This window comes from Streptomyces sp. NBC_00247 (genome assembly GCF_036188265.1).
In the GTDB taxonomy this organism is placed as follows: Bacteria; Actinomycetota; Actinomycetes; order Streptomycetales; family Streptomycetaceae; genus Streptomyces.
The window spans coordinates 5,590,418-5,602,597 of record NZ_CP108093.1; the positions used below are offsets into that span (position 1 = coordinate 5,590,418).

The 12,180-nt window shown below is 71.6% G+C and carries 11 protein-coding genes; 8 read left to right on the plus strand and 3 right to left on the minus strand.

The genetic code is table 11. The features are described 5' to 3' along the window. Positions 1–61: 61 nt before the first annotated feature. On the plus strand, positions 62–697 hold the full coding sequence (locus OHT52_RS24330; RefSeq protein ID WP_328722293.1) for a TMEM175 family protein: 636 nt from the start codon (positions 62–64) through the stop codon (positions 695–697). A gap of 60 nt (positions 698–757) precedes the next feature. Here OHT52_RS24330 and OHT52_RS24335 read toward each other — a convergent pair whose 3' ends face one another. Then, positions 758–1,969: a pyridoxal phosphate-dependent aminotransferase gene (locus OHT52_RS24335; protein ID WP_328722294.1), complete on the minus strand. Its 1,212-nt coding sequence runs from the start codon at positions 1,967–1,969 to the stop codon at positions 758–760. 84 nt (positions 1,970–2,053) lie between these two features. Here OHT52_RS24335 and OHT52_RS24340 point away from each other — a divergent pair, with 84 nt between their 5' ends. Beyond that, positions 2,054–2,722, plus strand: a complete 669-nt coding sequence (locus OHT52_RS24340; protein WP_328722295.1) for a winged helix-turn-helix transcriptional regulator — start codon at positions 2,054–2,056, stop codon at positions 2,720–2,722. 45 nt (positions 2,723–2,767) lie between these two features. Next, entirely contained in the window at positions 2,768–3,415 is a 648-nt protein-coding gene (locus OHT52_RS24345; protein WP_328722296.1) for a uridine kinase, read from the plus strand. A gap of 112 nt (positions 3,416–3,527) precedes the next feature. Here OHT52_RS24345 and OHT52_RS24350 read toward each other — a convergent pair whose 3' ends face one another. Continuing rightward, positions 3,528–4,073 carry a methylated-DNA--[protein]-cysteine S-methyltransferase gene (locus OHT52_RS24350; RefSeq protein WP_328722297.1) on the minus strand — a complete coding sequence of 182 codons (546 nt, stop codon included), beginning with the start codon at positions 4,071–4,073 and terminating at the stop codon, positions 3,528–3,530. Between the two features lie 435 nt (positions 4,074–4,508). Between OHT52_RS24350 and OHT52_RS24355 the strand changes: the two genes are divergently transcribed. From OHT52_RS24355 to OHT52_RS24375, 5 genes are all read left to right on the plus strand, one after another. Further along, positions 4,509–5,381, plus strand: coding sequence for an MHYT domain-containing protein (locus OHT52_RS24355; RefSeq protein ID WP_328722298.1), 873 nt, complete (start codon positions 4,509–4,511; stop codon positions 5,379–5,381). Positions 5,382–5,420: 39 nt separating this feature from the next. Beyond that, positions 5,421–7,562, plus strand: coding sequence for an excinuclease ABC subunit UvrB (uvrB, locus tag OHT52_RS24360; protein ID WP_328722299.1), 2,142 nt, complete (start codon positions 5,421–5,423; stop codon positions 7,560–7,562). A 172-nt stretch (positions 7,563–7,734) separates the two neighbouring features. Beyond that, entirely contained in the window at positions 7,735–8,313 is a 579-nt protein-coding gene (locus OHT52_RS24365) for a TerD family protein (protein ID WP_328722300.1), read from the plus strand. Between the two features lie 202 nt (positions 8,314–8,515). After that, positions 8,516–10,468: a TerD family protein gene (locus OHT52_RS24370; protein WP_328722301.1), complete on the plus strand. Its 1,953-nt coding sequence runs from the start codon at positions 8,516–8,518 to the stop codon at positions 10,466–10,468. 355 nt (positions 10,469–10,823) lie between these two features. Beyond that, the gene (locus tag OHT52_RS24375) at positions 10,824–11,867 is read left to right on the plus strand and encodes a TerC family protein (protein ID WP_328722302.1); all 1,044 of its coding nucleotides are present in this window, start codon (positions 10,824–10,826) and stop codon (positions 11,865–11,867) included. 110 nt (positions 11,868–11,977) lie between these two features. On the opposite strand, the gene OHT52_RS24380 is transcribed toward OHT52_RS24375, so the two are convergent. Next, on the minus strand, positions 11,978–12,163 hold the full coding sequence (locus tag OHT52_RS24380; protein WP_328722303.1) for a hypothetical protein: 186 nt from the start codon (positions 12,161–12,163) through the stop codon (positions 11,978–11,980). Between the last annotated feature and the right edge of the window lie 17 nt (positions 12,164–12,180).

Here is a 12,180-nt window from a genome sequence, read left to right on the forward strand (position 1 = left end):
CGGCCCGCCCGCCGCTGGAGTAATCCGCGCGGTGCCGCCGCGGCCCGGGGAAGCTGACCCGGTGAGCGACGAGCGGGCGCGGGCGGACGGCGCGAGGACCGCGGACCGGCTGACCGCCCTGTCGGACGGGATCTTCGCGATCGCCATGACCCTCCTGGTGCTCGACATCCGGGTGCCTCGGGGCCTGGACGACGCCCGCTTCCGGGACGCCGTCCAGGACGCGCTGCCCGACATCGGCGCCTACGCGCTGAGCTTCGTCATCCTCGCGGGCTTCTGGCGCGACCACCGGCGCATCCTGGCTCTCGCGCCCCGGTTCGAGGGGCCCCCGCTCCGGTTCGCGCTCGTCTGGCTCGAGGCCGTCGCCTTCCTCCCCTTCCCGACCTCGCTGCTCTCCGAGTACGCCTCCGAACCCCTCGCCGTCGCGGTCTACGCGGGTACCGTCGCCGTCACCAACCTGCTGGGGCTGGCGGTGCTCAGGACGGGACGGCGCGGCCGGTGGGCACCGGGCGCGGGCCGGGAGGAGGACGGTGCGGCGGTTGCCTCCGCCCGGTCGGTCTCCGTCGACCTGGCGGCGAGGGCGCTGGTCTTCGCCGTGTCCGTCCCCCTCGCCTTCGCCTGGCACCCCTTCGCGGCCATGTGGTTCTGGCTCGCCGACATCCCGCTCAGAGGGCTGGTGCGCGGGTTCCGCCCCGCCTGAGACACGCCGGGCCGGGGACGCGGGGGCGGGGACACGAAGGGCCGGAGGCGGGCCCCCGGCTCACTGCCGGTACCCCTCCAGGAAGCGCCCGATACGGCTGATGGCCGCGTCGAGGTCATCGGCGTGCGGCAGCGTCAGGATGCGGAAGTGGTCGGGCCGGGGCCAGTTGAAGCCGGTGCCCTGCACCACCTGGATCTTCTCCCGCAGCAGCAGATCGAGCACGAACCGCTCGTCGTCGACGATCCGGTGCACCTTCGGGTCGATCCGGGGGAACGCGTAGAGCGCCCCCTTCGGCTTCACGCAGGACACCCCGGGGATCTCGTTCAGCTTCTGCCAGGCGCGGTCGCGCTGTTCGTGCAGCCTGCCGCCCGGGGCGACGAGTTCCCTGATGGTCTGCCGGCCGCCGAGCGCGGCCTGGATGGCGTACTGCGCGGGGGCGTTGGCGCACAGCCGCATCGAGGCGAGCGTGGTGAGGCCTTCGAGGTAGCCGCGCGCGTGCTCCTGCGGACCGGAGACCACCAGCCATCCCGAGCGGAACCCGGCGACCCGGTATGTCTTCGACAGCCCGCTGAAGGTGAGGGTGAGCAGGTCCGGGGCGAGGGACGCGACCGGGTGGTGCACGGCGTCGTCGTAGAGGATCTGGTCGTAGATCTCGTCGGCGTAGACGAGCAGCCCGTTCCGGCGGGCCAGGTCGAGGATGCCCTCCAGGGTCTCCTTCGAATAGACCGCGCCGGTGGGGTTGTTGGGGTTGATGATCACCACGGCCCTGGTGCGGTCGGTGATCTTCGAGGCCATGTCGGCGAGGTCCGGGTTCCAGTCCGACTGCTCGTCGCAGGTGTAGTGGACGGCCTTGCCGCCGGCGAGGGTGATCACCGCCGTCCAGAGCGGGTAGTCCGGGCTCGGTACGAGCACCTCGTCGCCGTCCTCCAGGAACGCCTGGACGGCCATGGAGATCAGCTCGGACACGCCGTTGCCGAGGAAGATGTCGTCCACGTCGACGTCCGGCAGCCCCATCGCCTGGTAGCGCTGGGCGACCGCGCGGCGGGCGGACAGGATGCCGCGCGAATCGGTGTAGCCGTGCGCCTGGGGGAGCATCCGGATCATGTCCTGGACGATCTCCTCGGGCGCCTCGAAGCCGAACAGCGCGGGGTTGCCGGTGTTGAGGCGGAGCACGCTGTGGCCCGCCTCCTCCAGGGCGTTCGCCTGCTCGATGACCGGGCCGCGGATCTCGTAACAGACCTCGTCGAGCTTGCTGGACTGCCGGAACTCCATGCGGTTCCTCCCCTGCCGATTGTGATACTTGGTTTTACCAAGTCCGACCTTGGAAAGTCCAACAACATGTCTAGACTGCGTCGTATGCCACGTCAGCAGCAGCCAGCAGCGCGCCCCGTACGCCGACGCAGTTACGACCAGTTCTGCGCCACCGCCCGAGCCCTGGACTCCGTCGGAGACCGGTGGACCCTGCTGATCGTCCGTGAACTCCTGGCAGGACCGCGCCGCTACACCGACCTGCACGCGGACCTGCCGGGCGTCAGCACGGACGTCCTCGCCTCCCGCCTCAAGGACATGGAGCAGAGCGGTCTCGCGCTGCGCCGCAAACTGCCGCCACCGGCCGCCGCCTCGGTCTACGAACTCACCGCCCGGGGCCGGGAACTGCTGCCCGTCCTCACCGCTCTCGCCCAGTGGGGCGCGCCCGCCCTGGAGGAGCGCCGTCCCACCGACGCCGTCCGCGCCCACTGGTTCGCCCTCCCGCTGCGCCGCTCCCTGGCCGCGACCGCCCACTCCGGCGTGGTCGAAGTACACCTGGACGAGGGCGAGTTCCACGTCCGTACGGGCTCCGTACCGCCCGGCGAGGAGGTCTACGGCTACGGCGCCGCCCCCCGCGCCGACGCCCGTATCGTCCTGGACGCCGAACTCTGCCTGGCCATGGGCCGGGACGAGGCCACCTTCGCGCAGGCGGTGAAGGACGGCCGGATCGAGGTACGCGGCGAGAGTCCGCTCGCCACGGAACTGCGCGGGGAGTGACCGGCCGCCGGTCCCCGGCCACGGGGCGCGGTGGATGATGAGCGGGTGCGACTCGAAGCGATCACCTGGGACCGGCTGGCCGAGGCCCTCGCCGCGCACGCGGACGGGCTGACCCCACAAGGCGGCGGCCCCTGGCTCAGGATCGGCGTCGACGGCGCCCCCGCCGCCGGCACCGGCCCCTTGGCCGACCGCCTCGCCCGGGCCCTGCGCCTGCGCGGCCGTCCCGTACTCGTCGTCCCCACCGAGGGATTCCTGCGCCCGGCGAGCCTGCGGTACGAGTACGGCAGGCGGGACCCCGACTCGTACGCCCAGGGCTGGTTCGACACCGGGGCGCTGTGGCGCGAGGTGTTCGGGCCGCTGGAGCCGGGCGGTACCGGACGCGTCCTGCCGGACCTGTGGGACCCGGCCACCGACCGGGCCACCCGCAGCCCGTACCACCGGCTGCCCGAGGGCGGAGCGCTGGTGCTGCACGGGCCGCTGCTGCTGGGGCGGTGGTACCCGTTCGACCTCGCGGTCCATCTGCGGCTCTCGCCGGGCGCGTTGCTGCGGCGCACGGACGAGGAGGACCGCTGGACCCTGCCCGCCTTCGCGCGGTACGAGGAGGAGACCGCCCCCGCCGACCACGCCGACGCCGTCGTCCGCGCGGACGACCCCCGCCACCCGGCGTGGACCGGTCTTCGCGGGGAGGAGTGACCCCCGGGGCCGTACACGCCGTGGGCACGGCGCCCGGCCGGGGCGGAGCACCGGCCGGGGTCGGAACTGCGGCTGCCGTCAGAACAGCGGCCTGGTCGGAGCAGCCGCCGGGTCAGAACAGTGGCTGGGGCAGCACGCCCTCCAGCTCCAGGAGCCGCCGCTTCGTCTCCAGCCCGCCGCCGAACCCTCCGAGCCCGCCGCCGCTCTCCACCACCCGGTGGCACGGCACGACGACCGGCAGCGGATTGGCCCCCATGGCCGCCCCGACCGCCTGCGCCCCGTCCGGCCGCCCCACCCGGGCGGCGAGCTCGCCGTACCCGACGACCGAGCCGTACGGAACACCGGTGGCGAGTTCCTGGAGGACGCGGCGGTGGAAACCCGCGGTCAACGACCAGTCCAGGGGAAGATCGAAGGTGCGTAGCGCGCCCTCGAAATAGGCGTCGAGCAGACGGGCCGCCGCGTCGAGCACGTCGGAACCGCCGTCCTCCACCGGCTCCGCACCGAGCCTCTCCCGCAGCATCGCCAGCGTCCGCTCCCGCACCGCGGGCCCCGCGTGGAAGCTCACGGAGACCAGGCCGGTGCCGGTCGCGGCGAGCATCAGGGGCCCGACAGGGCTCGCCGCGACGGACCACTCCACGGAGCCTGCGCCGTTCGTCATACCGCCACGGTAGAGCCCGCCACCGACAGCGGCGCCCGCCACCGGCACCCCGCGTCCGGCACCCGTCGCCCGGAACCGGTGGCGCCCGTGTGAAGCGCGGGCGGCGGTGCGCGTGACGTCGCAGGAGTGTGACGGTCACCCTCACCCGGGGGAGAAGTGGTGAGGACTGGATCATGCGCGGCATTTTCTCCACCACTCCAGTTTTCGGGCGATAAAATGCCGCCCTTGTGTTCGCTTGCCGGGGCTTCCGGTTTCCGGCGGAACTCCGGGCACTCCGGAGCCCCGCCGGGACCCGTGCGTCCCGCTCCTTCGACCGAGCGGGACACGTCCGCGACCAGCGGTTTCCCACCGAACGGCGGACTTCGTGGGCCCCGGCCCGTCCGCCGTTCGGCAGAGCACCACCAGCACCGCGTTTTCCTGAAGGGCGTATCCAGCATGCAGGGCACAGTCGACGGCTTTTCCTACGGCCTCGTGACTCCGGTCGTGGCTTTCCTCATGGCCTGCCTCGGTGCCGCGCTGGGGCTGCGCTGCACCGTCCGGTCCGTCCGTTCCACGGGGCCGGATCCGGCCCGCCGCCCGCGTCGGGCCGGCTGGCTCGCCCTCGGCGCGACCTCCATCGGCTCCGGCGTCTGGACCATGCACTTCATCGCGATGACGGGGTTCCGCATCGACGACGCGGCGATCACGTACGACCTGCCGCTGATGTTCGCGAGCCTCGCCGTGGCGATCGTCATGGTCGGTATCGGCATCTTCATCGTGGGTTACCGGGGCGCGACCCGGCTGGCGCTGGTCACCGGCGGCCCCATCACCGGCCTCGGGATCGCCTCCATGCACTACCTCGGCATGGCGGCCATGGCGTTCCGGGGACAGTTCGCGTACTCGACGGCCACCGTGGCCCTCTCCGTCGTCATCGCCGTGGTCGCCGCCACCGTGGCGCTCTGGGCGGCCGTCTCCCTCCGCGGCTTCCTGTCGAGCCTGGGCGCCGCCGTCGTCATGGGAGCGGCCGTGAGCGGGATGCACTACACCGGCATGGCCGCGCTCCGGGTCCACCTCCACACCGGTGCCACGGACGTGACCGGGGGCGAGACGGTCGGCTCGATCCTGGTCCCCCTCCTCGTCGGGCCGCTCGCCTTCCTGCTCCTCGCGGGGGTGATCGTGTTGTTCGACCCGCTGGCCGTGGCGGGCGACCCGGGCCGGGACGGCACGTCCGGCCGGACCGGCACGGCCGCCCGCGGCATCCCGGGCCAGCGGGCCGACTCCGCCGGGGCACCGGCGTTCGACAGCGTCCGCAGGCCTCCCTGCCGCTGACCGGCCGCCGTTGTCGGTGCCGGGTCGTACGGTGGATGCATGCGGCCCGTTTCGAAGATCGAACGTTCGGTGGCGCCTTTCGAGGTCGTCAGTCCCTACCAGCCCAGCGGCGACCAGCCGACGGCCATCGCCGAGCTCGACAAGCGCATCCGAGCAGGTGAGAAGGATGTCGTCCTGCTCGGCGCGACCGGCACAGGCAAATCGGCGACCACCGCCTGGATGATCGAGAAGCTCCAGCGGCCCACCCTCGTCATGGCACCCAACAAGACGCTGGCGGCCCAGCTGGCCAACGAGTTCCGCGAACTGCTGCCCAACAACGCCGTCGAGTACTTCGTCTCGTACTACGACTACTACCAGCCCGAGGCGTACGTCCCGCAGTCGGACACCTACATCGAGAAGGACTCCTCGATCAACGAGGAGGTCGAACGACTGCGCCACTCCGCGACGAACTCCCTGCTCACCCGGCGGGACGTCGTCGTGGTCGCGTCCGTCTCCTGCATCTACGGCCTCGGCACCCCGCAGGAGTACGTCGACCGCATGATCCAGCTCAAGGTCGGCGACGAGGTCGACCGCGACCAGCTGCTGCGCCGGTTCGTCGAGATCCAGTACACCCGCAACGACCTCGCCTTCACCCGCGGCACCTTCCGGGTGCGCGGCGACACCATCGAGATCTTCCCGGTCTACGAGGAGCTCGCCGTCCGCATCGAGATGTTCGGCGACGAGATCGAGGCGCTCTCCACCCTCCATCCGCTCACCGGCGAGGTGATCAGCGAGGACACCTCGCTGCACGTCTTCCCCGCCACCCACTACGTCGCCGGCCCCGAGCGCATGGAGAAGGCGATCACCGGCATCGAGCAGGAGCTGGAGGAGCGGCTGGCCTCCATGGAGAAGCAGGGCAAGATGCTGGAGGCCCAGCGCCTGCGCATGCGCACCACCTACGACATCGAGATGCTCCGCCAGATCGGCACCTGCTCCGGCGTGGAGAACTACTCCATGCACTTCGACGGCCGCTCGCCCGGCACCGCCCCGAACACGCTCCTCGACTACTTCCCCGAGGACTTCCTGCTGGTGCTCGACGAGTCCCACGTCACGGTGCCGCAGATCGGCGCGATGTACGAGGGCGACGCCTCCCGCAAGCGGACCCTCGTCGACCACGGGTTCCGGCTGCCGTCCGCCCTGGACAACCGGCCCCTGAAGTGGGAGGAGTTCCAGGAGCGGATCGGCCAGACCGTCTACCTCTCCGCCACCCCGGGCAACTACGAGCTCTCGCGCGGCGACGGCTTCGTCGAGCAGATCATCCGCCCGACCGGGCTGGTCGACCCGGAGATCGTGGTCAAGCCCACCGAGGGCCAGATCGACGACCTCGTCCACGAGATCCGCATCCGCACCGAACGCGACGAGCGGGTTCTCGTCACCACCCTCACCAAGAAGATGTCCGAGGACCTCACCGACTACTTCCTCGAACTCGGCATCCAGGTCAGGTACCTCCACAGCGACGTCGACACCCTGCGCCGCATCGAGCTGCTGCGCGAACTGCGGTCCGGCGAGTACGACGTGCTGGTCGGCATCAACCTCCTGCGGGAGGGCCTCGACCTGCCCGAGGTCTCGCTGGTCGCGATCCTCGATGCCGACAAGCAGGGGTTCCTGCGCTCCGCCACGTCGCTCATCCAGACCATCGGACGCGCGGCGCGCAACGTCTCCGGCCAGGTCCACATGTACGCCGACAAGGTCACGCCCGCGATGGCACGGGCCATCGACGAGACCAACCGGCGCCGCGAGAAGCAGATCGCCTACAACACCGAGCGCGGCATCGACCCGCAGCCGCTGCGCAAGAAGATCAACGACATCGTCGCCTCCATCGCCCGCGAGGAAGTCGACACCGAGCAGCTCCTCGGGACCGGCTACCGGCAGACCAAGGGGGCCAAGGCCCCGGTGCCGACGCTCGGCGGCAAGGCGAGCAAGGCGGGGGAGGCGAAGGCGGACGCCGGGAAGGCCCGCGCCAGGGGTGCCGTGACCAGCGACCGGCCCGCCGAGGAGCTCTCGGGGATCATCGAGGAGATGACCGAGCGGATGCGAGCCGCCGCCGCCGACCTCCAGTTCGAGGTCGCCGCACGCCTGCGTGACGAGGTGGGCGAGTTGAAGAAGGAGCTGCGGCAGATGAAGGAGGCGGGGATCGCCTGACACACGGGGTGTGTGCACCATGACGGCCCCGGTCGGCGTCCTGTGTTGCAAGAACGACACAGAACGCCCCGGATCGGTATCGGCCGCGGGTGTCATGCGTAGGGTCGGGGGAACCCGCAAACACGGACGGTTGCGGAGCACGACGCGGAGCGACGCGGAGAGGGGACAGCGCGTGACGGTCAACATGACCAAGGGTCAGGCGATCAGCCTGCAGAAGCAGGACGGGGGAACCCTGACCGCGGTGCGGATGGGGCTCGGCTGGCAGGCGGCACCGCGCCGCGGCTTCTTCGGATCGCGCACCCGCGAGATCGACCTGGACGCCTCGGCGGTCCTGTTCGCCGACAAGCAGCCGGTGGACGTGGTGTTCTTCCGGCACCTCGTCAGCGATGACGGCTCGGTCAAGCACACCGGCGACAACCTCGTCGGCGGCGCCGGATCGGGTGGCGACGACGAGGCGATCCTGGTGGACCTGGCGAGGGTGCCGGTCCACATCGACCAGATCGTCTTCACGGTGAACAGCTTCACCGGCCAGACGTTCCAGGAGGTACAGAACGCCTTCTGCCGCATCGTCGACGAGACCAACGGCCAGGAATTGGCCCGTTACACCCTCGACGGCGGCGGCCAGTACACCGCCCAGATCATGGCGAAGGTGCACCGTGCCGGTGCCGGCTGGCAGATGACCGCTCTCGGCAACCCCGCCAACGGCCGCACCTTCCAGGACCTGATGCCGGCGATCCTGCCGCACCTCTGACGGCCACCCGCCCGGACCCGTCCCGCCCGGCGCGGGACGAGTGCCGGCGGGACCGGACAGAACCTCGGGCCCGACGGCCCACGCGACTCCCGGAGGCTCCCGCCTCCGGGAGTCGCGCGTACCCCGGGACGCGGCCCCGGAGGAACGCACTCATCGCACGCTCACGCACCGACAGGGTCGGGCAGCAAGGGGACAAGGGCAGATGACGGCCGAACTCGTCCGGGGGCAGAACCATCCGCTGCCCTCGACCCGTCTGGAAGTCCGGGTGTCGGCGGGCTCGCCGGTCGTGGCCGGAGCCACCCTCGCCGACGAGCAGGGCACCGTACGGGGCGCCGCATGGGTCGCCCACCCCGGAGCACCCAGGCTGCCCGGCATCGAAGTGCCCCGACGGGCCGCCTCCGAGCACCGGCTCGACCTCGATCTCGACGCACTGCCCGGGGAGGTGCACCGCGTCACCGTGCTGCTGGCCCTTCCCCGGACACCCGGCGCCCCCACCGGCTTCGGCGCGGTGGCCGCGCCTTTCGTGTCCGTCACCGGACCCGAGGGCACCGGGATCGCCGGCTTCACCCTCACCGGGCTGGACACCGAGTCCGCCGTCGGCGCCCTGGAGTTCTACCGCCGCGCCGGCGCCTGGAAGGTGCGGGCCGTCGGTCAGGGCTACTCCTCCGGGCTCGCGGGCATGCTCTTTGACCATGGGCTGAGCGAGGCGGCGGAGCTGGCGGCCGCGATCCTCCTGGCGGCGGCCGGACCTCTCGTTCCGGCCCCGCAGGGACCCCCCGCGACCCTGGCCGGAGCTGTGGTGGCCGGCGCCGACGATGTGGCGGACGCGGCGGCGGTCCCGCCCGGCGGCCGGATCGACTACGCGCACCCGCGCCGCCGGACCGTCCCCGCCGCCCCGGCCCCGTCGACCGCCCCGCCCACGTCGACCGCCCCGTCCGCCCCGGCCCCGTCGACCGCGCCGGCCTTCCCGCCAGGCACGGCCGGCTCTCCTGTCACCCCTCCCGCGGCCCCGACCGGCCCCGCCGCGCCGGTGGCCGGGGACGCCGCCGGGCACTCCATGGACGAGCGGCTCTACAACCAGGTCTGGGGCATGTTCGAGGACCTGGCCCGGAGCGCCGCCGCCTACCGGGGCGCCGTCGGTTTCGCCCAGTCGCGGCTGGAGGAGGAACTCGACCGCCTCCTGTCCGACCCGCGCAACCGCATCGGCGGGGCGGGAGACACCGCGCGTGAGGCGGCACGGGCGAAACACGACGAGTTGGTCGCCCGTGCCCGGGAGGCGCTCGACCGGGACCTCGCGCAGCTGGTGGCCGAGTCCGAGGTGGTGGAGCCCGCGCTCCCCGCCCCCTGCGCCGGCTGGGACAAGCCCGTCTGGCACGCTCACCGGGCCGTGTCCGGGGAGCCCTGGGCCCTGCGGCTCGGCGAGGTACATCTGCCCGAACGTCCGGAGCTGCGCATTCCGCTGCTCGTGCGGCTCCCGCTGGAGCGCGGCCTGTGGATCGACTCGGGGCGGAGCGAATCGGGGGCGGACATGGTGCGGGACGGTGCGGAGCTGAAGCGCCTCGCACTGGAGAGCGCCGTCGCGCATGCCGTACGGCTGCTCGCCGCGTACCCGGCGGGAGAGATGTCGGTCCAGGTCGTCGACCCGGCGGGGGCCGGCGCCGCCGCCCTCGCGCCGCTGATCCGTGCCGGAGTGCTCGCCGGGCCGCCGGCATCGGGGGCCGCCGGGGTGGAGGCCGTCCTCGACCGGCTCACCCGACGCGTCGACCTGGTCCAGATGGCGGTCCGGGCCGGTGCCGCCGACGCGCTGCCGCCGGATCTCGACCCGGCCGGACAACTGCTCGTCGTCAACGACTTCCCGCACGGCTTCGACGACCGCGCGGTCACCCGGCTGCGCTACCTCGCCTACGAGGGCCCCTCGGTCGGAGTGCATCTGCTGCTGGTCGCGGACCAGGAGGACGCGTCCGCGTACGGGCCGGTCCTCGCACCGTTCTGGCGGGGGCTCCTCCGGCTCACCCCGCTCGCGGGCGACCACCTCGCCGACCCCTGGGTCCGTCACGTGTGGACGTACGAGCCTCCGAGCGTCCCGCAGGGCAGCCGGGTCCTGGAACAGGTGCTCGCCACCGTGGCCGAGGCACGACGGGCCCGCGGGCTCTGACGCCCTGCGGGGCCCGCGGGCGACGGATCGCCGCGGCTGCGGCTCGGGTCGCGCGCGGCCGGCGAGATGGTTCGGCGAGACGGGTCGGCGTCCGGGAAGGTGCGCCGCTAACGCAGTAGGGCCGCCGCGACCAGGGTCTTTTGATTCTCCTTTGCCATCCTCTTTACCTTTTCTTGGTTATACCTGTACCGTTTCTTGGACGGAGGGGAGTATTCCCACACGTGGCGTTCCCGTCAGTACGGACTGTGACCGGTCCCGGGGCGTCGGCCCGGCGTACATCCCGTACGCCCGGGTGGAAGAGACCTCCGGCAGCGACGACGCTGATCAGTAGCCGTAGCGAACTGCCGGAGGCGCAGTGGACGTTTCATGGACCCTCTGGGTGCTGACCATTCTCGGTCTGGCAGCCCTCATCGCCGTCGACTTCTTCATCGGGCGCAAGCCCCATGACGTGTCGACCAAGGAAGCCGGAATCTGGACGGTCGTCTGGATCACTCTGGCGGCACTCTTCGGCCTGGGCTTGCTGGTCTTCGGCAACAGCCAGGCCTCGGGCGAGTTCTTCGCCGGCTTCATCACCGAGAAATCACTGAGCGTCGACAACCTCTTCGTCTTCGTCCTGATCATGGCGAAGTTCTCGGTGCCCTCCCAGCTCCAGCAGCGGGTGCTGCTGGTCGGCGTGCTGATCGCCCTGGTGCTCCGGGCGATCTTCATCGCGGCCGGCGCGGCCGTCATCGCCAACTTCTCCTGGGTCTTCTACATCTTCGGCGCGTTCCTGATCTACACGGCATGGAAGCTGATCCAGGAGGCGCGGGCCGACGAGGACGAGGAGGAGTTCGAGGAGAACCGGCTGCTCAAGTCCATCGAGCACCGTTTCGGCGTCGCCGACCGGTACCACGGCACCAAGCTCTTCATCCGGAACAACGGCAAGCGCGTCATGACCCCGCTGATGGTCGTCATGCTCGCGATCGGCACCACCGACGTGCTCTTCGCCCTCGACTCCATCCCGGCGATCTTCGGCCTGACCCAGGACCCGTACATCGTCTTCACGGCCAACGCCTTCGCGCTGATGGGGCTGCGCCAGTTGTACTTCCTCATCGGCGGGCTGCTGAAGAAGCTGGTCCACCTCAGCTACGGACTCTCGGTGATCCTCGGCTTCATCGGCGTCAAGCTGGTGCTGCACGCGCTGCACGAGTCGGGTGTGCACGTCCCGGAGATCTCGATCCCGCTCTCGCTCTCCGTCATCTGCGGCGTCCTGGTGATCACCACCATCACCAGCCTGATCGCGGGCCGGAAGCAGGCGGCGGCCGGGGCCGCGTCCGAGCGGGAGTCCGGCTCCCCGGCCGACGCCACGGGCGACGCCGACGCCGAAGCCCGCAAGGGCAGCAGCAGCGTCGGCGGCTGAGCCCGGCGGGCTCGGCGGGCCCGGCCCTCCCGCGGAGTCCTCCCCGCCCGCGTGTCCCTGCCGGGGCGCGCGGGCGGGGAGCCCTTCCACGGAGGGGCGGGCGTGTGCCCTCAGTACGCCTCGGCCCGCACGCCGCCCTTCCAGAAGGAGAAGAACGTCGTGTCCTCTTCCGCGGCGCGCGCGAGGACCACCCTGGCCTCGGGGTCCATCTGCTCGCCCGTGCAGGAGGTGTACTGGTCGAATTCCGCGAGGACCTTCTTCACCTCGTCCTCGGTGGCGGCCTGGAGCGCCTTCACCTCCGCTCCCTCGGGCA